This is a genomic window from Desulfosporosinus fructosivorans (assembly GCF_004766045.1).
Lineage (GTDB): Bacteria > Bacillota > Desulfitobacteriia > Desulfitobacteriales > Desulfitobacteriaceae > Desulfosporosinus > Desulfosporosinus fructosivorans.
The window spans coordinates 818,389-845,285 of sequence record NZ_SPQQ01000001.1 but is presented as its reverse complement, the minus strand read 5'-3'; the positions used below and the strand labels follow the sequence as shown (position 1 = coordinate 845,285).

General features: G+C 45.2%; 26 protein-coding genes. 2 read left to right on the top strand and 24 right to left on the bottom strand.

Annotated elements, in window-relative coordinates:
- Nucleotides 1-336 precede the first annotated feature (336 nt).
- The 16 genes from E4K67_RS29645 to E4K67_RS04015 all read right to left on the bottom strand — a co-directional run bounded on the left by E4K67_RS29645 (nt 337) and on the right by E4K67_RS04015 (nt 16,111).
- A complete protein-coding gene (locus tag E4K67_RS29645; RefSeq protein ID WP_158408389.1) occupies nt 337-513 on the bottom strand; it encodes a hypothetical protein in 177 nt (58 codons plus the stop codon).
- Nucleotides 514-533: 20 nt separating this feature from the next.
- Nucleotides 534-4,130 (bottom strand): chromosome segregation protein SMC, encoded by a 3,597-nt coding sequence (gene smc, locus E4K67_RS04085; protein WP_135545094.1) that lies wholly within the window; start codon nt 4,128-4,130, stop codon nt 534-536.
- Complete coding sequence (gene rnc, locus E4K67_RS04080) at nt 4,123-4,908, bottom strand: ribonuclease III (protein WP_135545093.1); 786 nt, start codon at nt 4,906-4,908, stop codon at nt 4,123-4,125. Before rnc ends, smc begins: the two co-directional genes overlap by 8 nt.
- A gap of 20 nt (nt 4,909-4,928) precedes the next feature.
- The gene (gene fabF, locus E4K67_RS04075) at nt 4,929-6,170 is read right to left on the bottom strand and encodes a beta-ketoacyl-ACP synthase II (protein ID WP_135545092.1); all 1,242 of its coding nucleotides are present in this window, start codon (nt 6,168-6,170) and stop codon (nt 4,929-4,931) included.
- Nucleotides 6,164-7,123 carry an NAD(P)H-dependent flavin oxidoreductase gene (locus tag E4K67_RS04070; protein WP_135545091.1) on the bottom strand — a complete coding sequence of 320 codons (960 nt, stop codon included), beginning with the start codon at nt 7,121-7,123 and terminating at the stop codon, nt 6,164-6,166. Before E4K67_RS04070 ends, fabF begins: the two co-directional genes overlap by 7 nt.
- 151 nt (nt 7,124-7,274) lie before the next feature.
- On the bottom strand, nt 7,275-7,502 hold the full coding sequence (gene acpP / locus E4K67_RS04065) for an acyl carrier protein (RefSeq protein WP_135545090.1): 228 nt from the start codon (nt 7,500-7,502) through the stop codon (nt 7,275-7,277).
- A gap of 36 nt (nt 7,503-7,538) precedes the next feature.
- Nucleotides 7,539-8,282: a 3-oxoacyl-[acyl-carrier-protein] reductase gene (fabG, locus tag E4K67_RS04060; RefSeq protein ID WP_135545089.1), complete on the bottom strand. Its 744-nt coding sequence runs from the start codon at nt 8,280-8,282 to the stop codon at nt 7,539-7,541.
- Between the two features lies 1 nt (nt 8,283).
- Nucleotides 8,284-9,219 (bottom strand): ACP S-malonyltransferase, encoded by a 936-nt coding sequence (fabD, locus tag E4K67_RS04055; RefSeq protein WP_135545088.1) that lies wholly within the window; start codon nt 9,217-9,219, stop codon nt 8,284-8,286.
- Nucleotides 9,220-9,222: 3 nt separating this feature from the next.
- Nucleotides 9,223-10,179: an enoyl-[acyl-carrier-protein] reductase FabK gene (fabK, locus tag E4K67_RS04050; RefSeq protein WP_135545087.1), complete on the bottom strand. Its 957-nt coding sequence runs from the start codon at nt 10,177-10,179 to the stop codon at nt 9,223-9,225.
- Nucleotides 10,176-11,177 carry a beta-ketoacyl-ACP synthase III gene (locus E4K67_RS04045; RefSeq protein WP_135545086.1) on the bottom strand — a complete coding sequence of 334 codons (1,002 nt, stop codon included), beginning with the start codon at nt 11,175-11,177 and terminating at the stop codon, nt 10,176-10,178. Before E4K67_RS04045 ends, fabK begins: the two co-directional genes overlap by 4 nt.
- A gap of 87 nt (nt 11,178-11,264) precedes the next feature.
- Nucleotides 11,265-12,251, bottom strand: a complete 987-nt coding sequence (plsX, locus tag E4K67_RS04040) for a phosphate acyltransferase PlsX (protein ID WP_135545085.1) — start codon at nt 12,249-12,251, stop codon at nt 11,265-11,267.
- Complete coding sequence (gene fapR, locus E4K67_RS04035) at nt 12,251-12,835, bottom strand: transcription factor FapR (protein ID WP_135545084.1); 585 nt, start codon at nt 12,833-12,835, stop codon at nt 12,251-12,253. The genes plsX and fapR overlap by 1 nt, the downstream gene beginning before the upstream one ends.
- Nucleotides 12,836-13,147: 312 nt before the next feature.
- A complete protein-coding gene (gene rpmF / locus E4K67_RS04030; protein WP_135545083.1) occupies nt 13,148-13,327 on the bottom strand; it encodes a 50S ribosomal protein L32 in 180 nt (59 codons plus the stop codon).
- Nucleotides 13,328-13,360: 33 nt separating this feature from the next.
- Nucleotides 13,361-13,870, bottom strand: coding sequence for a YceD family protein (locus E4K67_RS04025; protein ID WP_135545082.1), 510 nt, complete (start codon nt 13,868-13,870; stop codon nt 13,361-13,363).
- Nucleotides 13,871-13,980: 110 nt separating this feature from the next.
- Complete coding sequence (locus E4K67_RS04020) at nt 13,981-15,174, bottom strand: acetate/propionate family kinase (protein ID WP_135545081.1); 1,194 nt, start codon at nt 15,172-15,174, stop codon at nt 13,981-13,983.
- Between the two features lie 172 nt (nt 15,175-15,346).
- Nucleotides 15,347-16,111 carry a patatin-like phospholipase family protein gene (locus E4K67_RS04015; protein WP_135545080.1) on the bottom strand — a complete coding sequence of 255 codons (765 nt, stop codon included), beginning with the start codon at nt 16,109-16,111 and terminating at the stop codon, nt 15,347-15,349.
- An 84-nt stretch (nt 16,112-16,195) separates the two neighbouring features.
- Here E4K67_RS04015 and ylbJ point away from each other — a divergent pair, with 84 nt between their 5' ends.
- Nucleotides 16,196-17,344 (top strand): sporulation integral membrane protein YlbJ, encoded by a 1,149-nt coding sequence (gene ylbJ / locus E4K67_RS04010; RefSeq protein WP_135545079.1) that lies wholly within the window; start codon nt 16,196-16,198, stop codon nt 17,342-17,344.
- Between the two features lie 84 nt (nt 17,345-17,428).
- Here ylbJ and E4K67_RS04005 read toward each other — a convergent pair whose 3' ends face one another.
- Nucleotides 17,429-17,929: an ATPase gene (locus tag E4K67_RS04005; RefSeq protein WP_199242450.1), complete on the bottom strand. Its 501-nt coding sequence runs from the start codon at nt 17,927-17,929 to the stop codon at nt 17,429-17,431.
- 17 nt (nt 17,930-17,946) lie between these two features.
- The gene (rsmD, locus tag E4K67_RS04000; protein ID WP_135545077.1) at nt 17,947-18,498 is read right to left on the bottom strand and encodes a 16S rRNA (guanine(966)-N(2))-methyltransferase RsmD; all 552 of its coding nucleotides are present in this window, start codon (nt 18,496-18,498) and stop codon (nt 17,947-17,949) included.
- 292 nt (nt 18,499-18,790) lie between these two features.
- On the opposite strand from rsmD, the gene gpr reads away from it, so the two are divergent.
- Entirely contained in the window at nt 18,791-19,777 is a 987-nt protein-coding gene (gpr, locus tag E4K67_RS03995; RefSeq protein ID WP_135545076.1) for a GPR endopeptidase, read from the top strand.
- A gap of 146 nt (nt 19,778-19,923) precedes the next feature.
- On the opposite strand, the gene E4K67_RS03990 is transcribed toward gpr, so the two are convergent.
- From E4K67_RS03990 to E4K67_RS03965, 6 genes are all read right to left on the bottom strand, one after another.
- Entirely contained in the window at nt 19,924-20,196 is a 273-nt protein-coding gene (locus E4K67_RS03990; RefSeq protein ID WP_135545075.1) for a small, acid-soluble spore protein, alpha/beta type, read from the bottom strand.
- 3 nt (nt 20,197-20,199) lie between these two features.
- Complete coding sequence (locus E4K67_RS03985; RefSeq protein ID WP_135545074.1) at nt 20,200-20,952, bottom strand: AAA family ATPase; 753 nt, start codon at nt 20,950-20,952, stop codon at nt 20,200-20,202.
- A 73-nt stretch (nt 20,953-21,025) separates the two neighbouring features.
- The gene (recG, locus tag E4K67_RS03980) at nt 21,026-23,557 is read right to left on the bottom strand and encodes an ATP-dependent DNA helicase RecG (protein ID WP_135545073.1); all 2,532 of its coding nucleotides are present in this window, start codon (nt 23,555-23,557) and stop codon (nt 21,026-21,028) included.
- Nucleotides 23,554-24,417 carry an L-serine ammonia-lyase, iron-sulfur-dependent, subunit alpha gene (sdaAA, locus tag E4K67_RS03975; RefSeq protein ID WP_135545072.1) on the bottom strand — a complete coding sequence of 288 codons (864 nt, stop codon included), beginning with the start codon at nt 24,415-24,417 and terminating at the stop codon, nt 23,554-23,556. Before sdaAA ends, recG begins: the two co-directional genes overlap by 4 nt.
- 13 nt (nt 24,418-24,430) lie before the next feature.
- On the bottom strand, nt 24,431-25,102 hold the full coding sequence (gene sdaAB / locus E4K67_RS03970) for an L-serine ammonia-lyase, iron-sulfur-dependent subunit beta (protein ID WP_135545071.1): 672 nt from the start codon (nt 25,100-25,102) through the stop codon (nt 24,431-24,433).
- A 121-nt stretch (nt 25,103-25,223) separates the two neighbouring features.
- A complete protein-coding gene (locus E4K67_RS03965; protein ID WP_135545188.1) occupies nt 25,224-26,879 on the bottom strand; it encodes a DAK2 domain-containing protein in 1,656 nt (551 codons plus the stop codon).
- Between the last annotated feature and the right edge of the window lie 18 nt (nt 26,880-26,897).

The following is a 26,897-nucleotide window of genomic DNA, read 5'->3' as shown; positions in this document are numbered from 1 at the left end:
GTTAACATACAAGACTAGAATATCATAATGCATCAGGCATTGCACACAGTCCACATGAAATGTGCATTTTTTTCCCATATCGCCTCCGAATACAAGTTCAAGAACCGTCCCGAACTTGTATTCACAAGCGAGATAGAAATCCCGTGAAAGCGACCCCCAAAGACCCCAAAGCTAAGACGGCGCACATGAAATGTGCCGTCTCCCATAAGTCCTCCCCAAATGCAAGCTCAAGAACCGTCCCCGAACTTCCACACCCTCTCCGTCCTCGTCCCTTCGGTCCCCCGGTCTAAGCCTGGGACGCAGTGTGACACAGCGAGAGGTCTTTACGTAAGCAGTCTAGCAAACTCCGTGAAAGCGACCCCAGATACGGGGAAGCGAACAGGGATGTTCGGCCCTCATTGCGCCAAGGACGGCGCATTTGGCGAAACACTCACTCGTGTTTCGCCCCGCTCCCGCTTTAGGAGCTTGAACGGCTAGTTTGCTCTGCGTCGTAAGTACTGAGCGCTGTGTCACACAAGTCCCCTACAAGGGCCTTATGCCGAATACAACGTATCCTCTCTCTTATCAAGTTGGACAGAAAGCAACTTAGAAACACCGCTCTCCTCCATGGTAATTCCATACAAAACATCAGCTGATTCCATGGTTCCTTTGCGATGGGAGATAACGACAAACTGGGTTGAGTCCGAGAGTCGGTGGATATATTGGGCAAATCTCTGAACGTTAGCATCATCCAAAGATGCTTCAATCTCATCTAAAATACAGAACGGACTTGGTTTAACCCGAAGTAGGGCAAACAAAATGGCTATTGCTGTTAAAGCTCGTTCTCCACCGGACAAGAGAGAAAGGAGCTGTGGTTTTTTACCAGGGGGCTGAGCAATAATCTCGACACCTGTTTCTAACAAGTGCTCTGGATCTACTAAGTGAAGCTCAGCATTTCCGCCACAAAATAGCTCTTTAAAGACTTCTTGAAATGCTCCATTCACCGCATGGAAGCTTTCAATAAACCGTTCACTCATGGTCTTGTCCAGTTCGGAAATCACTTGGCGCAAGGTCTGATCTGCTTCGACTAAATCGTCCTGCTGTGCCAACATAAAAACCTTCCGGGCCAGCATTTTGGGGTATTCTTCGATCGCGGCTTGGTTGATAGGGCCTAAATCGTCAATCTTTTGTTTAAGGGCTTGCACCCTTCGCCATAAAACTGACCTTTCCTCCTCGGTCTGATAAGGTATTGCCTCCTCCCAAGTTAGAGAAAATTCCTCAACTAAACGAGTTTCTCCTGCTTGGCACTCCGTCTCGTAACGGACAACGCGAAGTTCATTGGCATGGAGGCGTTGTTCCAGCGCATGCTCTAGCTGGCGCTTAGAAAGTATCTCCTGTTCCAGTTTAAGTAACCCTGCCGCTAAACCCTCTCGCTCTTGTCTCCGTTGCATTAGTGAGTATTGTTGTGCCTCTTGGGCAAGTGAATGTTTCTCCAATTGCTGGTTCAACGCTCCTTGCTCCGCTTCAACCGTTTGACAGTTTTCTTGAAAACCAACCTGTTTCAGTTTTTTGAGTTGAAGACTGGATTCATTTTCACGAATGATGGATCGTTCGTGTCCAAGTTGCTCTGTGCATTGATTTAATTCTTGCTCCCACTTGGCTAAGCGAATTTTTTCCTGGGTCAGTTGCTCCCCATGTGATTCTATCTCACCAGTTGCGACTTTAGCTTCCTGCTCCCGCCGATTGTACTCTTCACGCAGATTAACCGACGTTCTTTCAGCTATATCCAAACGTTCGGTTAGACTTGTCAAACGAAGGCAAAGTGCGTCTTTTTGGGCCATATTGTCCTGGTTCCGCAGATTTAACCCCATTAAGTCGCTCTCTAACCGACCCAACTGGTTCAGCACATTTTCGTGTACTGTCTTAAGCATGACCTGATGTTCTTTATCTTCACGTTGCTTAAGACTTAAATTATCCATATTTTCCTGAATAGCCCTCAGTCGAAGATCATTCTCGGAGTATTCCTGTTCTTTATCAGACAAGTCTTTTTCTAACCGCACCAAAGCGACATGCAAGGAATCAATTTCACGGGAGCGAGCAAGCAAATTTCCACCTTTGCGCTGAACGCTCCCGCCACTCAGAGAACCTCCTGGATGAACTTGGTCCCCCTCTAACGTCACAATGCGCAGCCTATACCCAGATGCTTTGGCGATCCGAGTCGCGGCATTCATATCCGAGACCACGACGATGCGACCGAGCAGAAACTCCATTGCCGGTTTGTATACTAAGTCGTATGTAACAAGATCTACCGCAACCCCGATATACCCTGGATCTCTCTCTACTACCTGGCTCACGGACATCCGGTTCCCTTGAATTATATCAAGTGGCAGGAAGGTTACTCGTCCAAATTGATGAACCTTTAAATATGAAATAGCTGCTTTGGCACCTTTTTCATTCTCTGCCACAACATTTTGCAACCCAGCACCAAGGGCGGTCTCCAAAGCCAGTTCATATTTTTCCTGCACCGTGATCAGTTCAGCTACCGTCCCGCAGAGGCCAATACAATCTTTGATCCCTTTTTTCTTGGCTAGCATCACCTCGCGTACCCCACGCTGATACCCCTCTAAGGAATTTTCTAAAGACCGCAAAGCGTGCATCCTTGCTCTAGATTGTTCTGTAAGAGTTTTATGCTTCTGAAGTCCCGCATTATTTTCTTGTTGAAGTCCTTTTAACTGATCCCGCTCTGTCCGTAGACTTAACATTTCTTCTTCTCTAGCTATGGCTTGCCTTTCAATCTGACGCAATTCTTTTTCCTGCGCTTCAGAAGTCTCACTCAAGGTTTGACGCTCCGCTACTTTGATCCCTTGCTCCTGCACTATTTGAAGAACTTGTTGTTCTAGCGATGCCAGAGTATGCTGAGCCCCAGTCAATTCATTAGCACAATTGGCCTGCTCTGACAGGGCTTGAAAAAGGTCAGCTTTAATTCGTTCAATTACTTCTGCCAGGTTTCTTTCTCGGACAACATTGAGCTTCTCTTCTTGTTCTAAGACCTTGCGTTGTGATTCTTCAACCGTATGCTTTAAAACCGCTTGCTTTGCCGCAAGGGTACTAATCCGTTGGTTCAAATTCCTTATTTTTTCCTCATCTACCTGGATTTCATCGGTCAACCAAGCAATTTGCTCCTCAAGATACTTGGAACGCTCAGCGCGAATGCTCATCTCATGTTTTAAAGCATCTAGTGCCTGCTCCGCCTGAAAACCTTCTCCTTGCATCCGTTGTAGGTCATCCTCTATTTCTTTTAACAGGACCTTATCTTCTATATTTTTACTCTCTTCAAGCCTCAATAATGCTTGAGCTTCTACTAAGCTGGATTGCAGTGTTTCTGAATCCTTAGAAGCTAAAGACAATTTTTGCTTCCCTTCAGAGATGTCTAGAACGGTCAATTGGATTTCTAGACGTCTTTGTTCAGTAGAGAGCGCAAGGCTTTGTTCGGCCACTTGGGCTTGGGCAGCCAGAGGAGTCAGTTGCGCCTCAATTTCTCGCACGATATCATCAAGCCGCTGGAGATTTGATATTGTTGCATCAAGACGCTTTAAGGCTTCGCGCTTTCTGTAACGAAACTTGGTAATTCCAGCCGCTTCTTCGATCAGCGATCGACGTTCTTCCGATTTTAGGTTTAAGATTTCCTCAATCCGCCCCTGCCCAATGATCGAGAATCCTTCTTTTCCGGCTCCTGTATCCATAAATAGTTCCTGAATATCTCTGAGTCGGCAGGATGCATTGTTAATCAAATATTGCCCATCACCATCGCGATAAACCCGTCGAGTTATCGTGATTTCTCGAAAATCTAATGGGAAAATTCCAGTTGTGTTATCAAAGATTAGAGAAACCTCTGCCATGCCGACAGGGCGTCGTTGTGTGCTCCCAGAAAAAATCACATCTTCCATTTTAACCCCACGGAGGCTCTTAGCGCTTTGTTCTCCCAGCACCCAACGCACTGCATCGGCGACATTACTTTTACCGCTCCCATTTGGACCGACAATTACGCTTAGTCCATGGCCTAATTCTAATTTGACACGATCAGCGAACGACTTAAATCCCTGAATATGAATTCCCTTTAAGAAAACCGGGAAATCCTCAGGTTTAGCCATCGTTCTCCCTCCCCCAATGTTCTAGAACCTGCTTTGCGGCATGTTGCTCTGCTTCTTTTTTGGTACGTCCCATACCTTTGCCCATTAACTCCCCTTGAAGAAAGACACCCGCCGTAAAGCATTTATTGTGATCAGGTCCTTCTTCTACTAATATCTGATAGTTTACTTCTTTTTCTTCTCGTTGCGCCTTTTCCTGCAACACAGTTTTGTAGTCTCCATAATTCCCTTCGGCGACTTCGTCGATAGACGGTTTGAGCAACTCCAAAATGATCCTGCGTGCCTCTTGTAATCCATATTGCAAGTAAATTGCTCCAATAACGGCTTCCCAAGCATCTGCCAAGATGGAGGGACGTTCCCGACCACCAGATACCTGCTCCCCTTTACCGAGTAATAGCTCTTGCCCCAACTCAATTTCATGCGCTTTGTGAGCAAGTATGGTTTCATTCACAACCGCGGCTCGCATTTTCGTGAGTTCCCCTTCTGGCCGATCTGGATAACTCAGATACAGATATTCCGCAACAACAAAGTCCAAAATCGCATCGCCCAAAAACTCTAGACGTTGGTTATTTTCTTTGCCGAACTGTGGATTTTCAAAAACATACGAAGGATGGGTCAAGGCCGTGCTAAACAAGCGATTAGGCGGGGTCTCCAAGCCCAATCGCTTTGCCAATTTAAGTCCAGGCTCTTGCTTCTGAGAAGTTAAGGCATATTTCTTTCGCCCGTTCCTTCCCTCTGTCTTCAAGTAATTCGTACTCACCTTAGGGCTCTTTTCGACCATTAGTTTAGATCTCCTTACCTTTAGTCAAATTTTTTCAATATGATGGTAGCATTATGCCCTCCAAAACCTAAGGAATTGGACAGAGCCACATTCACGACTTTTTTGCGTGCTAGATTAGGGACATAATCGAGATCGCATTCTGGGTCCGGCTCACCATAATTTGTCGTCGGCGGGATCATTCCTCGCTCAATGCTAAGCGCACAAATAATCGCTTCAATGGCTCCCGCAGCTCCCATTAAATGCCCGGTCATTGATTTAGTAGAACTAATCGCCAGCTTCGACGCATGATCTTCAAACACAGTTTTTATGGCAGCTGTTTCCGCGGCATCGTTAGGACCTGTGCTAGTTCCATGCGCATTGATATAGCTAACATCCTCGCCACTTACCCCTGCATCCTTTAAAGCTAAGCGCATTGCACGGACTGCACCAGCACCGCCAGGTGCCGGGCTCGTAATATGATAGGCATCCGATGTGCTACCATAGCCCGCCAGTTCGGCATAAATGTGGGCACCACGAGCCTTTGCGTGTTCAGCGGATTCTAAAACCAAAACCCCTGCCCCTTCGCCCATGACAAAGCCACTTCGTCGTTTATCAAAAGGTCGGCTGGCTTGCTCTGGATTTTCCTTCTCAGTGGACATCGTCTTAGCTGCGCAAAAGCCAGCAAAAGCCAAACTTGTTATCGGCGCCTCAGTCCCTCCGCAAAGCACGACATCTGCTTCTCCACGTTGAATAATCCGTAACGCTTCCCCAATAGCGTTGGTGGCCGAAGCACAGGCAGTAACAATCGTCATACTAGATCCCAGCAATCCAAACTCAATGGATATATGTCCAGCTGCCATGTTACTAATCAGCATTGGGACAAAAAATGGAGTAATCCGACCGCTCCCCTTTTTCATGAGCACTTCTTTTTGTTCTTCAAACGTTATAACGCCACCAATTCCACATCCCATAACAGTACCGGCACGTTCCATGTCTACTTTCTCGAAATCCAACCCAGAGTCTTGCACCGCCAACTTCGCTGCTGCGATGGCAAATTGAGCAAAGCGGTCCATGTGGCGACTTTCTTTTTTGCTAATCCATTCCGTTGGTTCGAAGTTTTTGACCTCTGCTGCAACCTTAGTCGGCAAATCTGATGTATCAAAACGGGTTAACAGTCCAACTCCAGACTTCCCCGCGATCAAATTATCCCAAAATTCATCAAGATGGTTTCCTACGGGAGAGATAACACCCATTCCCGTAATCACTGCTCGGTGTTTCAACACTCTTCCTCCTTTAAGCTGAGTATACCGTTTTTTATATCCTTAAAAATTTCATGCACAGACAATATCTCTTTAATCTTATGAACATTTGCCCCTGAAAATATAAGACCCTCTCCGACATCGCCCTGTTGGGCCTTAATTAAGCGACTCATTATACAAAAGTTTCTCTCACACCGTTTGAGACAATGGTTACATTCCGTTGGTCTGACGTCGACCTTGTCCTCAAGCGCCTGGGTAAAGGGATTCCTAATTCCCCGCCCAGGTAACCCAACTGGACTATGAACCATAACGATGTCCTCTTCAGTAGCCTTTAACATTTCCATTTTCCAAGCGAGAGCCGCACCGCTCTCTTCGCTTAGTGCAAACCGAGTTCCCATTTGTACCCCATCTGCGCCAAGTTTCAGTGTCCTAGCAACGTCTTCTCCATTAACGAAACCTCCCGCACCTATGACCGGGATACTGACTGCTTCTATTACTTCTGGTAGGATCTCGTGTATAGAACGATCTGTCCCAAGATGACCACCAGCCTCTAACCCTTCCACAACCACAGCGGCTGCTCCAAGCTTCTCAGATAATCTAGCAAGTTTAGCTGATGAAACAATAGGTACAACCGGAACGTTCTTTTCTTTTCCCCAGGTGAACATATCCCTTGAAAAGCCAGCTCCTGAAATTAGAAGGTCAATTTTCTCATCAAACGCAGCGTGAACCAACTGAGCGAATTCATTGACAGCAAACATAATATTTACCCCGATTATGCCTTTGGTTAGTCGACGCGCTTCGCGAATTTCCGAGATCAGTTCCTCCACAGACAAACCACTGCCTGCAATTATTCCAATGCCTCCCTCTTCCGCAACAGCTGCGGCGAGAGGGGCCATGGATATCCTAACAGCCATCCCTCCTTGAATAACAGGAATTTTGGCCACTAAATTAGCAATACGAAGTTCGGGTATTTTCACAGTTGTTCCTCCTGTCAGAGTTCTACCTATTATCGTCAGGTATGAGTTACAATCCTCTAGATATCTATCTGAACTCTCTCCAACTATACTCAGGGGAGAGAGACCATCTCTTGAAAGAAAGTCCCGCAACTGAGTACGGGACTTTTTTAGGTTATTTGTTTCCCTGAATGTAGCTAACGGCATCTCCGACTGTCCGAATTTTTTCGGCTTCCTCATCTGGAATATCCAAATCGAATGCCTCTTCTAGAGCCATAATTAGTTCTACAATATCCAAAGAATCTGCATCTAGCTCTTCAAAGGAGGTCTCCTGGGTAACATTAACTTCGTCTACCCCAAGTTGTTCGACGACGATGGCTTTCACTTTTTCGAAAACTTCCATGCTGCTTCTTCACCTCCTTTCAAAGATGACTAAAAACTATATTTCCATACCCCCGTCAACACTCAATGTCTGTCCTGTTATATAAGCTGCCTCCGGGGACACAAGGAATCGAACCACTTTCGCAACGTCCTCGGGCTCTCCTAGCCGACCGAGTGGGATTGCACGCAAAACTTCCGAGTGCATTGCTTCTCCTAATGTTTCCGTCATATCTGTCGAAATATAACCTGGAGCAACAACATTAACCCGAATTCCCCGCGATGCAAACTCCTTAGCAATGGATTTAGAAAAACCGATAATACCAGCTTTTGCTGCCGCATAATTAGCTTGTCCAGCATTACCCGAAAGACCTACGACGGACGAAATATTGACTATAACACCTGATCGTTGTTTAAGCATTCCTTTGCTGACCGCTTTAGTACAGAGGAAAACACCTTTGAGATTAGTAGCTAAGACCGCATCCCAATCGACCTCTTTCATACGGAGCAACAAAGAATCCCTTGTAATTCCAGCATTGTTGACCAAAATATCAATCTTACCAAAATGATCTAATGCAGTTTTTATTAAACGATCAACATCAGCAGTTTGGCTGACATCCCCTTGAACGGCTATACATTCTCCGCCAGCATCACGAATCAATTGGAGTGTTTCCTCAGCCTTATCGACACGTCCAGCATAATTGACAACAACTTTCGCACCCACTTCTGCTAACTCCAGAGCAATGGCACGTCCAATCCCCCGTCCACTTCCAGTGACTATGGCCACGCAATCATTCAGCATCATTTTAACGACTCTCCTTCAAATATGCAAGTGACTTTTTCAAGGACGCCATATCCTCTACGCGGAGAAGATTGACATCAGGGGCAATTTTCTTTACTAAACCTGTCAGAACTTTACCAGGACCGCACTCGACAAAGGTATCGACTCCTAAATCTAAAAGATGACGAACAGATTGCTCCCAGCGAACAGCACCACTAACTTGCTCGACCAACGTGCTCACCGTACGTGTTGGAGAGTTGACTTCCGTCGCATCGATATTCGCAATAACTGAGCAACGTGGAGTTTTCCAGGGCACACTCTCCAAAACCAGCCTTAGTTTTTCCCCCGCTGCTTCCATTAAACAAGAGTGAAATGGCCCACTCACTACGAGCGGAATCGCACGCTTTGCCCCCAACTCCTTCGCGACCTCGCTCGCATAGGCTACTGCCAAAACGTCTCCGGAAATAACCACTTGTCCCGGACAGTTGTAATTTGCGGGTGCGACCACGCCCTGCCCCCTTGCTCGAAGGCAGGCTGCTTCCACCAGCTCACTACTGAGCCCCAGGATGGCAGCCATCCCCCCGCCACTCGGAACGGCCGCTTGCATTAGTTCTCCGCGTTTTCTAACCACACGCAGTGCTTCCACCAAGTCCAGACTCCCCGCTGCTACATGCGCCGAATACTCGCCGAGGCTGTGCCCCGCAACATAATCCGGTTCAATTCCAGCCTCGGCTAGAAGCTGGAATGCCGCAACACTTACCAGTAAGATCGCCGGTTGAGTGTTAGCCGTCTGTTGAAGTTCTTCTTCTGGCCCCTCTGACAACAATGTTATAAATTCTCTACCTAAAATATCGCAGGCCGACTGCTGCACTCTTTCCCCGCTCGGCGTTAGAAATAATTCTTTTCCCATACCGACATACTGTGATCCTTGTCCGGGGAAAATAAAGGCTAGTTTACCCAAGTTCTAGCTCCTCCTCTCCCCGAATCGGGCCGAAAGCCGCATAAATTCTCGTTCTGCTGATTCCATAATATCCTGAACAATATTGGCGACAGGTTCAATTCTGTTAACCGCTCCAGCAATTTGGCCGGCCATAATGGAGCCGTTCTGAACATCTCCATCCACCATGGCTAAACGTAACCGACCGACACCCAGTTCAGAGATCTCATCAGGCGACATGCCTTCCCGCTCATATTGATCAACCTCACGGGTAAAGTGATTATCCAAGCAACGAACCGGATGACCCGTTGAACGTCCGGTAATAACCGTAGAACGGTCCTTAGCTTTAATAATTTTATCTTTGATAAGCGGAGAAATAGTACATTCCTCTGCACACATAAAACGAGTCCCCATTTGCACCCCTTCAGCTCCTAATGCTAAAGCAGCAATTAAGCCTCGGCCATCTGCAATACCGCCTGCTGCAATGACCGGAATCTTCACAGCATCAACCACCTGAGGAACTAGAGGAAACGTTCCAATTTCTCCGATATGTCCCCCGGACTCCATCCCTTCAGCAATGAGTGCATCAACTCCTGCCTTCTCTAAACGTTTAGCCAGCGCGACGGAGGCAACAACCGGGATTATCTTTGTTCCGATTTCTTTCAGCATTGGCACATACTTTCCAGGATTCCCTGCGCCAGTTGTAATTACTGGGACACGCTCTTCCAAAATCACCTGCATGACTTCGTCCACAAACGGAGACATAAGCATTACATTAACTCCATACGGTTTTTTCGTAATGGCTTTCACTTTTCGAATTTCCGCGCGCAACCAGTCCGCAGGTGCCTGTCCAGAACCAATAATACCCAATCCACCACTTTCTGAAACAGCAGCGGCTAACTCTCCAGTTGCAACCCACGCCATGCCACCTTGAAAAATCGGATATTCAATCCCAATTAGGTCACAAATTCTTGTTTTAATCATTCTTTTAACCCTACTTTCCTCCATCTCAATACACAAGCCCCCCAAGTTAAGCCTGTACCAAATCCAACCATAACAACGGTATCCCCCTCGACAAGGCGTCCTTCTTTAGAGGATTCATCTAACGCCACCGGAATAGAAGCGGCGGACATATTACCATATTTATCTAAATTAATGACCACTTTATTCGGGGAAATCCCCAGCCGCTTAACTGCTGCATCTATAATTCGAATATTGGCTTGATGAGGGATCAGCAAATCCACATCCTCATGCGTTAAACCAGCCTTCTCAAGGACTTTCCCCACAACGTCGCCCATAATTCGAACTCCGAATTTGTAGACCTCGCTGCCCGCCATTTGAAGAGTATGCAGCTTTTTCTGAACGGTCTCTAAACTTGTCGGATGCATAGACCCCCCAGCTGGTTGACTGAGTAATTTGCCACCAGAACCGTCAGAACCTAATTCGAAACCTAAAAAACCATATCCCTCTTCAACTGGCTGCAAAACCGCTGCCCCTGCACCATCACCAAAGAGGATACACGTCGCACGATCTTCCCAGTTAAGGATTTTGCTCATTGTCTCGCCTCCGATGACAAGCACAGTTTTGTACATTCCAGTGGCAACGAACTGGCTACCTGTCACCACTCCATAGATAAAGCCAGTACATCCTGCTTCTAAATCAAAAGCTGCCGCTTTCTTGGCCCCTAACCGATCTGCTACAAGACAGGCTGTAGCCGGAAATGCATAGTCAGGTGTAATCGTCGCTACAATGATGAGATCAACGTCCTCAGGTGCTAACTTTGCATCCTCCAAAGCCCGCAATCCCGCTATATAACACAATTCTGAAACTGGCATATCCTCAGCAGCAAAATGGCGTTTCCGTATACCTGTGCGTGAGGTAATCCATTCGTCGTTAGTATCCATCATTTTTTCCAAATCCACGTTGGTTACAATATTTTCAGGAACATATGACCCCGTCCCTACAATTCCAACACTAAACATAGTCATGTCCTCTTTTCTCTTTAGTGAGACTGCCACTTCTCCAAGTGAGAATGATACCCTCAATGTTTAACTTTAGTTGAACGCATCTCACGATTTAGGAATACCTTCTCGGATCTGTTCAATCAAACGCACATCAATACATTCTTGGGCCACTCGAATGGCATTAAAGATTGCCTTTGTTTTCGAGCTCCCATGGCAAATTATACTAATTCCATTAACGCCCAGCAAAGGAGCTCCGCCATACTCAGCATAGTCCATCATCCGAGCGATCTCTTTTAAACCTGGTTTCACCGCTAGAGCACCCAACTTGCGAATTAAATTCGAAGTAATTTTCTCCTTAATCAACTGAAACAGTACTCCAGCTAATCCTTCAGCCGTTTTAAGCAAAACATTACCGACAAACCCTTCACAAACGACCACGTCAGCACGCCCATAAGGTACATCCCGGCCCTCAACATTCCCAATGAAATTAAGGGGAGCAACTTTAAGCAAAGAATACGCTTTCTGAGTCAGTTCGTTTCCTTTCCCTTCTTCACTTCCTATGTTCAGCAAGCCAACGCGCGGATTTGGAATTTTTAAAATTTTTTCCGCGTAAATGCTACCCATCAGTGCATACTGACAAAGTTGTTCAGGTGACGCATCCAAGTTAGCTCCTACATCGAGAATAAGTTTTCCTCCCTCCGCAGTTGGCAGGACTGTCCCAATGGCCGGTCGTTCGATTCCCTTGATACGTCCTAAACCTAATAGTGCAGCAGCCATCTGTGCTCCAGTGCTACCTGCACTCACAACAGCATCAGCCTCGCCAAGTTTAACCAATCGGCTCGCAACCACGATTGAGGCATCCTTCTTCTTGCGAACAGCATTTGCTGGATGTTCATCCATCCCTATCACTTCAGACGCTTCTACGAGGGATATATTAGCGGGTTTGGCGCCTACGAAAAATGGTAGGATCCGCTCTTGTTGGCCCACTAGGATAAGCTGCACATTAGGCCATTTTTCAGCGGCCATCAGCGTTCCTTTTATTATCTCCTCCGGGGCATAATCTCCACCCATGGCATCCACTGCAATTCTCACTATTCCACCTCCATTTCCCGTACATCCGAACCATTTAATGCAAAGAGTACCCAATCTCCTTGAAGCACTTCCTCTGTACCAACATGTACAGATACTTGGACCCAATATTTGTTCTGCTTTCGTTTTAGAACCTTTCCGACAGCCACGACGACCTCACCTAACTGAACTGGCCGTAAGAACTTTAACTTGACGCTGCCAGTCAAAGCCATAGGTGCATCAACTAAGGCAATGGCCAGGGAATTAGCTTGGGCAAATAAATAATGCCCACGTGCAACTCGAGCCTTGGTCAAAACCATACTCTCATCAATCACTAGCTCTGAACAAGCTCTCTCACCAATAACAAGTTCTAGCAAGTCCCCGATCAGTTCCTGGTAATCTAACGACTGTAACGTTGAGTACGCTTCCTGGGCAACTGCCCGGGTTCGTTTACGTAGTTCAGGAATTCCTAGTTCTCCACGATCTAAACGAATGGTCGAGACACTTACTTTATACTTTTCCGCAAGTTCATCATCTGTAAAGAACGGATGTTTAGAGAGCTCTTCCCCTAATATTTTGCGGCGTTCCTCTTTACTCCTACGGCCCATCTATATCACCATTTCTTATCCTAATTACAGTTTCTTGATTAACATTGTAAATACTAAATCATGTTTCGAAGTCCTAAATTCAGGTGTCAAACCATGAAATGTATAACTAACAATCGAATTTCAAAATTATGACCTGGTCACAATTATAAACTATGTCGGTACACTTTTCAAGAAATAACCCTGTCGATTGCTGATGGAATATTAGAGCATTCCTGTATTATATTCTCTTAGGACACAAGACGCGTTGCACTGTATCCTAAAAAAAACAAAGAACTCTTTTGAAAAGAGTTCTTTGTTTTTGCGTACTAAACCTTATTCCCCGACAGCAATAACTACCTTAGAATTATAATACCCACAGCTAGGGCAGATATAATGAGGCATTTTTGGTTTATGGCATTGGGGGCATTCGATGTGGTTTGGTGCAGTTAGTTTCCACATAGCCCGACGTTTACGTACTCTGGATTTTGATTGGCGATGTTGCGGAACACCCATAAATTACACCCCCTTTAAGTTCTCAAAAATTAATTAGTCATTGGATTGCCACTTACCTAGTGCTGCAAAGCGAGGGTTAAGGTTATCCTCTCCACAATGACACGGAGTCAGATTGCGATTCGCACCACAGGTTGGGCATAGCCCCTGACACTCTGCTGAACAAATGAACTTCATAGGTAAAGCTAACACAATTTGTTCAAAGATGCGCTCTTTGATATCGACCTCATCTTTGTCCAATAGGAGTGCTGATTCTAACAGATCTTCGGTTGCCTGCGCCCGAAAAACCCATTCGTCTTGGAAGGAGAGACTCAATGGATATACGTACGTTTCCAGACAGCGCCCACAAGTCGCTTTAAGTTCCGTTTGAATGTTTCCATAAACCAGCATCGCTTTGTTGGTGTTGTTCACCTGAAGTTGAACATGTACAGGTGCGTGAAACGAGAGGGCTTCAGTTCCCAAATCAAAGGAAGAAAAATCCTCCATTAGCTCAAAATGGACACTTTCACCTTCGCTGTATCGAACCTCGGCTACATTCACTTTCATATTAACCACCCCAATACACATTCATTATTATAGTTGGCACATTTTTCTTTGTCAAGGGAAACTCTTTACTAGGCCAAGAACAATCGTAGAGACAATACACTGAGCCCTAACTATTTAGTTAATTCAAGTGTTTCTAAAGCAATCATCAGTTCTTCATTTGTCGGGATTACAAGAACCCGACAGCGAGAGTTTGTTTTGGCAACGTCCACTTCTTCGCCCCGGACCTTGTTTTTCTCCAAATCAAGGTCTATGCCGAAGAATTCCATATTCTTGCAAATAGATGCTCGTGTATTTGGGGCATTTTCGCCAACCCCTGCCGTAAATATAAGGGCATCCACCCCACCCATTGCAGCGGCATAAGCGCCAATGTATTGCTTGACGTCATAATCAAAAATATCTAACGCCAGCTGGGCACGATTATTTCCTTGTTTAGCTGCCACTTCGATGTCCCTGAAATCACTGCTGATCCCTGAAACCCCTAAAGCGCCACATTTATTATTCAGAAAGTCATTCATCTGATCAACAGTAAAGTTCTCTCGACACATAATGTAAGTAACGATTGCCGGATCTAAGGCGCCTGAGCGTGTCCCCATCATAAGTCCATCTAGAGGAGTAAAGCCCATTGACGTATCTACGGATCTCCCTCCTCGGATAGCCGCAATCGAGGCACCATTACCTAGGTGACAACTAATGATTTTCAACTCTTCAATTGGTTTTTTGAGAAGGATTGCAGCACGTTGACTGACATACTTATGGGATGTCCCGTGGAAGCCATATTTTCTTATCCCGTATTTCTCATAAAACTCATAAGGTAATCCGTAGATATAACTAGAAGGACTAATCGTTTGATGGAAAGCCGTATCAAAAACAGCCACTTGAGGAGTTTCAGGCATCATTTTCTGACATGCTTTAATTCCAGCGATATTGGGAGGATTGTGAAGCGGAGCAAGCTCGATACAGTCTTTGAGAGCTTTCATGACCGTTGGATTGATTATTACAGATTTTGCGAATGTCTCGCCCCCGTGGACCACACGATGACCTACAGCATAGATCTCCTTTAGATCTTTAAGGGCCCCATACTCGGGATCTACCAATTGCTTGAGTACAAGCTCGATTGCTTTAGTATGGTTCTTAATCTCTGTCTTAATAACCTCTTTTTTCCGCGCTAAGGCACTATGCGTAAGAACTGAACCCTCAAGCCCAATACGCTCTACCAATCCTTTAGCAATCGGATTCCTAGTGTCCATATCAATGACTTGATATTTAAGTGAAGAGCTTCCACAGTTAAGAACAAGAATTTTCATTTATTTAGCCCCTTTATATTTTTACCCCAATTCACAGAATTCTAAGTATTAATAACCATAGTGTTCCCGAAAACATCTATTTCTCGCTTTTTATTGCTTCCATTTTTGCCCAGTACAGATGCTTTATTATGTCGCCTTAAGTGTAGCACAAAATTCCACGTTTTTTCAACCCTTACGTCGTTAATCTCTTTATTTCAGAAGATTTCGCCAATGCTATGCACCGTCCAAGACGAATTGCCTCTTCAGCACGGTCGAACTGAAAACTGCCAATGTGTCCGATATCTGGTTGAATCAGCAACTCAACATCTTGGCGCTGCGCACGTAACAAATCATCTTCGAGAATTTCAATGGACTGGAGCAAAATATCCATGGCACTAGAAGGATTAGTCATTAGCCCTTTTTTAACATCAACGGCTAGTATTTTCTCCGCCCCCATATTCCGTGCAACCTTTACTGGTAAACGGGTTTTAACCGCACCGTCAACGAGCAGACGACCTTGATAACGATAAGGCTTGATAAACCCAGGAATAGAAATGCTTGCCCGAACAGCCTGTGCCACACTTCCCTCATTAAAAATTACAAGTTCTCCTGTTTCAATATCTGTCGCTATAACAGCTAAGGGAATCAATAAATCTGCAAACGACATATCCTTAGTCAGTAAACGAATCAATTCAAGAATTTTATCCCCTTTTATCAAACCTTCTCTGGAAACAGTAGGGTCAATCAACTTTTTGGCAAATCCAGGATAAGTAAAAAGCCGTTCAATACGATACAGATCCGATCCAGCGCACCATAACGCTCCAAATATCGCTCCTGCACTACATCCCACCACCAAGTCAATCTCTATCTTTTGTTCATTGAGTACTTGTAATATTCCCAGATGGGCAAAGCCCCGAGCCCCTCCGGAACCTAAAACAAGACCTCTCTTGAGGCTCATTATATTTTCCTCCCTACTACAACTTCTAGGTCCAAGCATTCTTCCATATAAATTATGAAGGAAGGTGTAGGAAGGTGATAAGTAATGTCCACCGTTGCTCGAGTCTTTGCCTTAGGTCTCCTAGCCCTAGGCATGTTTATCTATCCCCAAGAAGTTATTAGCTCTGCAGGTGAAGGGTTGGTTTTATGGTGGCGGTTTGTCCTCCCTGCTTTGCTCCCCTTTTTTATTCTTTCCGAACTCCTCATGTCGGCTGGATTTGTCCATTTCCTCGGAGTTCTTCTGGAATCCTTCATGCGTCCTGTTTTTCGCCTGCCTGGCAAGGCGGCCTTTGTAGTGGCTATGGGTTACACGTCCGGCTTTCCTATGGGCGCAGTACTAACCGCCCGGCTTCGTAAAGCTGGAGAGATTACACGCGTAGAAGGAGAACGTCTCTTGGCATTCACTAATAACCCCAGTCCCGGCTTTATGCTAGGTGCCGTTGCCTCTGGCATGTTAGGTAAACCCGCACTCGGAATAATCCTTTCAAGTTCTATTTATCTCGCCAATTTGTTGGTCGGTTTCCTCTTCCGTTATTACCGTGTTACCACTGGTCCGCGACAATCGAGCCGTTTACCTTCGTTCAGACGAGCTTGGCAAGAGATGAAAGAAGCTCAATTCAAAGACAACCGTGCCTTCGGACAAATCCTTAGTGAAGCCATCAAGCAAAGTATAACCACTGTACTGATGGTCGCAGGATTTATGGCCTTTTTTTCAGTGATCCTCCGCCTCTTAAATGTCTGGCATGTCATCACATTTCTAGCGACCCTAAGCCATGTGTTTATCGAGGCAATCCCAATTCCTATTCTGCAAGCTTTTTTCAATGGTCTTTTTGAGATGACGTTAGGCTGTCAAGGGACAATTCAAGCTGTTACTGAGCTTAATCATCAAGTTGCACTCCTAGCACTTCTTATGGGTTGGAGCGGCCTTTCAGTATTTGCCCAAGTTGCTGGATTTATTAGCGAAACTGATTTGCGTTTCTTTCCATTCGTAGTTGCTCGAACACTTCAAGGAATCATTGCACTAGGACTAAGCCAAGTCTTTCTCACTTTTGTGGAGATACCCACTTCTACTATCGCTATTCAATTTCCTAGTACATCCGTTGTTTTCTGGAATACTTGGCAAGCAAGTTCTGTAATGTTTATGGGTATCATGACTCTTCTATTCATTCTCGTCTTGGTACGACAACCCAGATAATCTAGGAACGTGTTTAGGGCGGTCCTCTTAACACACTTTAAAGTATGTTAAAAGGACCGCCCCCACAACTCGTTCAAAAAGAAGTTACTCGTCCTTCTCTTTTTCAGGCTTACCTGTTTTATCACGGTCTTCTTTGGCTAACCCCTTTAGTTCCTCTCGATTATTCCGAAGGGACTGAAGCGTTTCGTACAAACTCTTCTCAACATGTTGGAGCATTTCATCAGCATATTGAACGGCACCACTTTTTACATCATGGGCAAATGTTTGCGCCTGCCTAACGATGTCTACTCCGTAGATCTGCGCCTGCTTAACCACTTCATTTTCAATAGCCATCTTATCAACGTATGTTTTTCCTTGTTCCATTAGTTTCTGCGCTTCCACTTGTGCTTCATCTAAGATTCGTTGCCGTTCCTTTAAGACCCATTTAGCATTAGTTATCTCCTCAGGCATGGCTGCACGTACGCGATCCAGTAATTCGAAGATCACAGTATCATCAACTAAAACTTTCCCAGTCATCGGGATCTTAGTCCCATGATCAATAATTTCTTCCACTTCATTGAGCAAACTCATGATATCGTTTTCCACTTGTATCCTCCCTCTCGTCATACATCCATCCTCTGTAAGTACCATACCTTAGTATCACCATATTTCCCTGTTTTGCGAATTTCGAACGGATAGATATCACCATCTAGTTCCTCGTCCTTAGCTGTCTCAGCAATGATTACACCGTCTGCTGCTAAACAAGGGTGTTCCTTTAAAGTCGATATAACCTTTAAAACAAGTCCCTCCCGATAAGGGGGATCTAGGAAAATAAGGTCGAAAACCTCATCAGGGTATCTATCTATGTACTTAAAAGCATCCAACAGCAAAAGTTTGGCTTTATGGCCAACTCCCATTTGTTCAATATTTTTCCGTATTACCTGATGTGCGTCACGACTCTTTTCGACCAGCACCGCATCACGTGAGCCTCGAGAAAGTGCTTCGATCGCCAAGTTTCCGGTTCCAGCAAAAAGGTCTAAGACACGCGCATCCAAGACTTTATTCCCTAAACTATTAAAAATTGCGCCCTTAACTTTATCCGAGGTCGGGCGTGTCTGCATTCCTTCTACCGTCTTAAGTAGACGGCCACGCATCTCACCAGCAATAATCCGCATAAACCCTCCAGATTACATTATAGCAGAGCTTAATATTCTTTACAGCACAATTGTTGAATAATTGACATCTAATCTCATAAGTATACCACAGCCGTTAAAGATTAAATAATCCCTAGATTTTCCTGTATATCATTATCTTTTTAAGCTAATACTAATTTTGCAAGCGATGAACATAACATGAATCATCGAGTGCCCTTCCCCCATCCAACTCTTCCTTTCGTTTTTCCTCTCTGATCACTGGAGCTCTTTAGCCCCAGTGACTTTTTTAAATGCATTTAAAGGAGTCAAGAAGATGAAAAAATCAGAACTATATCGCCACCTCAATGTACAACTCGATTTAGCAGTTGAGGCCCACCAGCTCTTACGAGGAGAAAGTGGTGTAGAAATCCCTGGCGTCTTAATGGATGAACAAGAATTTGAACATGCTAAAGTCACTACTATTACCGTCCAGACCGACGAAGGAGCCGAAGCGATCAGTAAACCTAAAGGACACTACATTACCATAGATGCTCCAGAAATCCGAACAAATAATTATATCATCCATGAAGACATTACTCATGTACTAGCAGACAAATTAATTGAACTAATGAATCTTAAAGAAGATGCCAGCATTTTAATAATCGGATTAGGTAACTGGAATGCTACACCCGATGCTCTGGGTCCTCAAGTCATTAATAAGACTATGGTTACCCGTCATCTATTTCAACTCACTCCAGACGAATTAAAAGGTCATATGCGCAAAGTGAGCGCCCTTGCCCCAGGCGTTTTAGGGATTACAGGAATTGAAACCGCTGAAATTATCCGTGGCATCGTTGAACACGTCAAGCCAGATTTGGTGATTGCCATCGATGCCCTTGCAGCCGGCTCACTGGAACGTGTTGGGACAAGTATTCAGCTGGCTGATACTGGCATTCATCCTGGTTCAGGCGTTGGAAATCCACGGGCTGGCATTAATGAAGAAACAGTGGGCTGTAAAGTAATTGCCATTGGACTCCCTACAGTCGTTAATGCATTTGTGATTGCCCATGACGCAGTTGAAGGAGTTTTTGAGCAATTCGTAAGCACACCATCCGTATATAAGCTTTATAAGGGTATTAAACCTGAAACATTCAGCAAAATTATTGATAATGTGCTTTCCCCATTCCAAGGAAACCTGATGGTTACCCCAAAAGAAATTGATGAGCTTATAAAAATAACTGCTAAAATTATTGCAGGTGCTTTGGCGATCAGTTTGCACCCTGGAATTGATCGTGCAGACTACGAGCGTTATTTACAATAGAGATGAATTGGCTTGGCCTTAGCACAGCTTAGACAACTTAGCTTGGATAGGACGCGGTAGAACCTTGAAGACTGCACAGGAAGTGTAGTCTTCAATAGAAATAGGTCAGGTTGGTTTTAACCAACCTGACCCATTTCTACTTTAAATTATTTTTGTGGCGTATTGGGAAAACTTTTGTGCTTTCGATTAGCAATCCCAATCTCTTGAGCAACCTCATACTTAAATTTTTCTAATTCTGGTGTGAGTTGGATCATTGGTTTCGATGTCTTAGCCAAAGCTTCCACCTCCTCAGATATTATTTGTAAAGGCAGCAGACCTACTTCGCTGCTGCCGAGCAAAAAAATTCTTTGCTTCAATCTGGTTATATTATTTGATTGTTTTGAGACAAGCATACCCGGCAAATCTTGCCAAGGATTCAAATCTCATTCCATGAGAATATCTAACATCTTCTGGGTATTGTTGATAAATGCTCGCATTATCTGATAATGTTCAGTTTCTTCATATTTTACTACTTCAAAGCCCTCTTGAATTTGATATATACGTGCGTGGGGGTAAGCCATTATGATTGGAGAATGGGTTGCTATGATAAACTGCGACCCTTGTTGAACCAACTCATGGATTCTCGTAATCATTGACATTTGCCGTGAGGGCGATAGAGCTGCTTCAGGTTCATCTAGAATATATATGCCATTACCTCGAAATTTGTTTTGAAAAACTGCAAAGAATGACTCTCCATGTGATTGTCCATGGAGAGACCGCCCTCCATAAAAGTTGATTAAAGGTGGTCCAAAGGAAGGTTCTGCGTCCAATTGATCGATATTCGTCGCCAAATTATAAAAGCTTTCCGCTCGCAGAAAAAAACCATCTTCTGGTCTTTTCAATCCTTTGACAAGTCTAATATATTTATTCAAGTCCGAATGAGTAGCTCTCGATGAAAAATTGAAATTCTTAGTTCCTCCTTCGGCATTAAAGCCATAGGAAACCGCTATTGATTCCAATATAGTTGACTTCCCAGAACCATTTTCTCCGACAATAAATGTTACCTTCGGATGAAATGATAGTGTTTCTAAATTCCTAATTGCCGCTAAATTGAAAGGATATTCGGTAAACGATGGAACTTCCGCTCGATTTAATTCAATAGATCTTATGTACTGTTGCAATCGTCTTGATTCCATCTCTAATGACCTCCATCTGTGAATGAGCGACCCTCCCACGACAATCGCATGGCCGAGGTGGTGTGACGCGGAACTAATGCACTCCAATTTCCTCTAAAGGAAACGTCCTCCGCACTTCCTGAAAAAGCAGCTCATACTTTTCCGGGTCTTGCAGTGCTTTCTGTGCCATCTGGTAGGCCTTCTCGACAAGATGACCATCCTGTGAGAGATCAGCCAGCCGTAACTCAGCTAAACCATGCTGTCGTGTCCCTAATAATTCCCCCGTTCCACGCAAGCGCATATCTTCTTCAGCAATCTTAAACCCATCCTCTGTTTGACAGAGAATGTCTAAACGACGACTATCTTTGTTTCCTGACAACAAAAAGCAGTATGACTGTTCTTTCCCTCGTCCTACCCTTCCCCTAAGCTGATGCAATTGCGCGAGACCGAACCGTTCAGCAGATTCAATCACCATTACCGTAGCATTCGGGACATTGACCCCGACTTCGACGACGGTCGTAGCAACCAAGATATCAATCTCACCGGCGTGAAACGCCGTCATAATCGTTTCTTTTTCTATTCCCTTCATTCTACCGTGCAAAAGGGCGACGCGACGGTTGGGAAACCTATCTTGTAGGTCTGTGGCACGTTGCGTCGCCGAAATAAGGTCGAGCGTCTCTGATTCCTCTACTAACGGACAAACAACATAAATTTGCCTCCCAGAGTTAATCTGCTCATCTAAAAATTTTTCCATTTTAGGGCGGGCACGTTCCGCCAATTTGCGAGTTATTATTGCCTTTCGCCCAACCGGCATCTCATCGAGCACAGAGAGTTGCAAATCGCCGTATAGCGTCAAGGCCAACGTCCGCGGAATTGGCGTAGCTGTAAGGACTAATACGTGAGGACTTTCCCCTTTACTTTGAAGAAGCGAACGCTGCCGTACTCCAAAGCGATGCTGTTCATCAGTAACAGCAAGACCTAACGCTTTAAATATGACCGTTTCTTGAATTAGAGCATGAGTTCCTACCACGACTTGTGCCTCACCATTCGCAATCTTTGCTAATGTTTCCTCCCGTACACTTTTACTCTGACTACCCAGTAAACAGACAACAGAAATCCCTATTGAGGTGAATATTTTCTCAAGCGATTGGTAATGTTGGACCGCTAATATTTCTGTCGGAGCCATCATAGCACCTTGATACCCTGACCCTACCGCGCGCAGTAGCGCCGCCATAGCAACCGCTGTTTTTCCAGAACCAACATCTCCTTGGACCAATCGAGCCATTCCTTGTGGCCTAGCTAAATCTTGAAATATCTCTTGGATCACTCTTTGTTGAGCCTTCGTCAGTTTAAAGGGCAAGGCCTCATAAAAACTTTGGATCTTCTCTTCTCCCCCCAATAATGGAGGACTGTCAAGTCGTTCCATGCCCTTGTGTAGTCCGGCGACCGCTAATTGTAAAAAGAGAATTTCTTCCCAGACTAGGCGCTCCCTTGCATGGGCCAAACTTGTATAATTCTCCGGAAAGTGTATTTCTCGATAAGCAAGGGATCTCTCCATCCATTCCAACTGGTCTTCATGGGGCAGTATCTCTCGAAAACCTGTGTCAACTTGCTCCAAGACACCTTGAATTATGTTACGTATTACTTTAGAGGATAAACGTGCCGTTTCTGAATAAACCGGTAAAATCGTTTGAGACCCCAGATCAGGGCCATTCACTGGAACACTTACATTAACTTTTTCGATATCTGTCGCCATTACTTCTGGTACCTGCTGTTTCCAACGAACTTTTCCCGTTACCACAACTTCTGTTCCTGCAGGGAATTGTTTGAGAATATGAATTTGGTTAAACCATGTCGCTTGGAACAAACGCCCTTGTTGCTCAATACTTAATTTAACCACTTTCATCTTGCCACTTGTTATATTTCCCGCTACCACTTTCCCCGCAATTGTTGCCATTTCGCCCTCTTGCAACTCCGCAATTAGTTGCTTGCGGCGATCTTCATACCGTCGAGGAAAATATTGCAACAAATTTAGGATATTATGTATGCCAAGCCTTTCAAGCTGCTTAGCCCTTTCTGGTCCCACTCCTTTTAAGTATTGTAAAGGCTTTGATTGCAAAGAAACCAAGTTAGATCCCTTCATAGCTCTTTCGAGAGGGATTTCTTGACTCTTTATTAAGCCCACAGAATGAGCTTTGTCGTTATTCTTTTCTACTTCTTGTTTTTCTAGTGGTTTTTGATCTTCCTGTTTATCCGATATATGTTTCCCCGGTACATCTCTTATCTCCTCTAAATCTTGTTTCCCCTGAAGTTTTAAATCTACATTCGATGGCTCACTCTGCACCAAGCGCCCTTGAGCCTCCAAGGAAATTTCTTGCATAAACCGGCGGAGTTCCGAAAAAGCCTCTCTTCGTCTGAGTGGACTCCAGCTCGGGTATTGCATAGCCAAGCTTCTCAGCAAATCCATGTCATATCCCGGAAATATCTGCTCAAGTCGAGGCAATATCCCCCGCATAAAAACGTTAAATCCTCCTAATACTCCAGTGTTCGTGAATCCCTGTTTCTCCTCAGCCAAAAGTGCCCGCTGCAAATTATTTAAGACGAGTTGGACCTGAGTACTTTTCATAGAAAATCAGCCTGAATTCGTCGTCCCGTCGGCGTCATCGCAAGCCCGCCTTGCGCCGTTTCTTTCAAAGCACAGGGCATTTGTTTACCTATCTCGCCCATAGCATCAATAACCTCATCAATAGGAATCGCGCTCTTCACACCCGAAAGTGCCATTTCAGCCGCAGCCATAGCGATCATTGCCCCCGTTGCATTTCGTTTGACGCAGGGGACCTCCACAAACCCACCCACAGGGTCGCAAACTAAACCCAGCATTGATTTCATGGCAATTGCCGCAGCGTCCGCAGTCTGCCGAGGGGTGCCTCCGGCTAATTCTACTGCAGCAGCTGCCGCCATAGCTGCTGCAGACCCTATTTCAGCCTGACACCCACCCTCTGCACCAGAAACGTTCGCTCGTTCTGCAATAATCATCCCTAACCCAGCTGCAGTGAAAAGGGCGAGTAAAAGTTCCTGCTCTGAGACTTGAAGGGTTTCCTCAACCGTTAGTAGGACCGCAGGAATTACTCCGCAGGAACCCGCGGTCGGCGCTGCAACGATTTTCCCCATACAAGCATTAACTTCGGCCACAGCAAGGGCTTTGGCAATCACACCGCTTAGTTGTTTTCCAACCAAGCTCTCTCCTGTTTTCCGCCTGCCCTCTACTTTGACTGCATCTCCCCCTACTAAACCAGATATAGAACGACCTTCACTACTCAGACCTACTGCAACAGATTCTCTCATTACCTTTAAATTTTTACGCATGCGTTGAAAAAGTGCTTGCTCCGATTGTTGCAAATCTTCCATCTCATTTTGATATACGACTTCGCTAATTTTTAGCCCTCTGTTTTCAGCCTCAATAACCAAATCTTCGTAAGCACGCATGATAGTTTCACTCCTATTCTAACGGTTCAATTGCCAATACCTGATAAATTTTCGGTAGTCTCCGCATTAAAACCAGAACAGCATCGTCGACCAACTCATCGGTTTCCAATACCATTAAGGCTTGAGCTCCCCTTTTTTCTCGGGAAACTAGCATCCGGGCAATGTTGGTCTGGGCAGTTGCCAAGAGAAGTGCCACCTGTGCCACAAGCCCCGGGAGATCCTGGTGTAGAATAACTAATGTGGGATAATCGCCCCTAATTTCCACCTTAAAATCATTAATCTCTCGAATGACAATAGTTCCTCCACCAATGGACGACCCGACAACTTGAGCATGGCATCCAGTCTTTCCAAGCAGTTCAAACTTAACCGTGTTCGGATGAACATCTCCGAGGTCTGCAATTTTAAAGCCAAAGTTCAGACCGAGATCTTTTGCTATGTTAATTGCCTCTGGAATCCGTTCATCATCTGGGGCCATCCCCAAAAGACCCGCGATCAACGCCAAGTTTGTTCCATGTCCCTTCCCTGTTTTTGCAAATGATCCATGGAGACTAAGCGTCCCTTCTACAGGTTCTTCACCCAATATCTTTCTGGCCATCGCCCCCAGCCGCACTGCACCTGCAGTGTGCGAACTCGACGGTCCAACCATAATCGGTCCAAGAAGATCAAATACATTACTCCTACCCACATCGCATCCTCCTCCGAGTATCCCTAGCCGTGATGGCGAGAAGGGACCTTCCAGATATATAACTGTAAGTTATACTTCTGACTAGTAAAAAAAATCCTCCGGAAAAATTCCGGAGGGTAACCTATTCCACACCAAAAATATAATAGTAGAGCGGTTGCCTACCGGGATGAACCTCTACTTCGACATTCGGATTTTCTTCCTTAAGCCAATTTCCGAGACGTTCAACCTCATCTTGTTTTGTTTCTTCTCCATAGAATATGGTAACCAAATCATGTGTTTTCCAATCCATTTTTTCCAACGTTGCCTGTGCTACCTCCAATAATGATTGGCCAGAACTGACAATCGCATCTTCTACTAGTCCTAAAATATCTCCAGACGAGATATTTATAGTCCCAAACTGTGAATCGCGAACCGCATAAGTCACTTCTCCTGAAACGACATTACCTAGCGCACGTTCCATATTCTTAACATTAGCCTCTGCTTCCCCTTCTGCATTAAAACTCAATAGAGCGGAAATTCCTTGGGAAATTGATTTACTAGAAATTACAGAAACTCCACGATCTTGTATGATATCGCCTACTTGACGTGCTGCCATAATGATATTCCCATTATTAGGCAGAATGAAAACATGGCGTGCCGAAATCTTGCGCACGGCCTCCGCCAAGTCTTCCGTGCTCGGATTCATGGTTTGACCGCCATACACCACTTCATCGACACCCAAACTTTTATAGACATCAGCTATTCCTTGCCCCATCACTACGGCAACCAAGCCGAACTCTTTCATTGGTTGAGTCTCGCTGAAAGTGCTGGTTTCCTCAAACACTGCCTCTGTTAATTCAGTTGGCTCAGTTTTCATCGCGTGGGCCATGTTCTCGTTTTGTTCGAGCATATTGTGAATTTGAACTTGGTGAAGTGAACCCCACTGTATAGCATATTCTAAGATTTTCCCTGGGTTTTTTACGTGCACATGAATCTTTATAACTTCAGGTGTTCCGACAACCAGTAAACTGTCCCCACGATCCTTCAGATCCTGACGTATTCGTTCAACACGCAAATCGGTCCCTTTAATCAGAAATTCAGTGCAATAGGGATAATCAAGATCTTCAATCCGCATAAATTCCCGCTGTATGTCATGAGTATCTTGACTGCTTGGCGCAGTCTTTTGTCCGACTTCGTAGCGACTATCTGGAGTAACCGTTTCACCCTTTAGGACAGCGATCCAGCCACCTAAAATAATGAGGAACCCTTGTCCTCCAGCATCCACTACCCCCGCTTGTTTTAGCACTGGCAACATATCTGGTGTTTTTGCTAAGCATTCCATACCCTTATTGTGAGCATCCTGAAGGGTCTCGAGAAGTGACCCTCCCCCCTTAGCCTTAGTGAGAGCGGCCTTCGCTGTTTCCTTAGAAACCGTCAAAATCGTGCCCTCGACAGGCTTCATAACCGCTTTATATGCCGTATCCACTCCGGCTTGCAAAGCTTGAGCCACTTGCAGAGGATTTGCCGTTAGCAACCCTTCGAACCCTTTGGCAATCCCTCGTAGAAGTTGAGAGAGAATGACCCCAGAATTTCCGCGGGCGCCCATCAAGGATCCCATCGAAGCCGCTGCTGCCACATCGCTGATAGCCTGACTAGTTACTTTTTCCGAGTCCCTTGCTGCCGATTGGATCGTTAAAAACATGTTCGTGCCTGTATCCCCATCTGGCACAGGGAAAACGTTCAAGGCATCCACATCGTGTTTCTTAAGTTCTAAAGCCTTAGCTCCTGCAACCATCATTTGTTTCCAAAGTTGTCC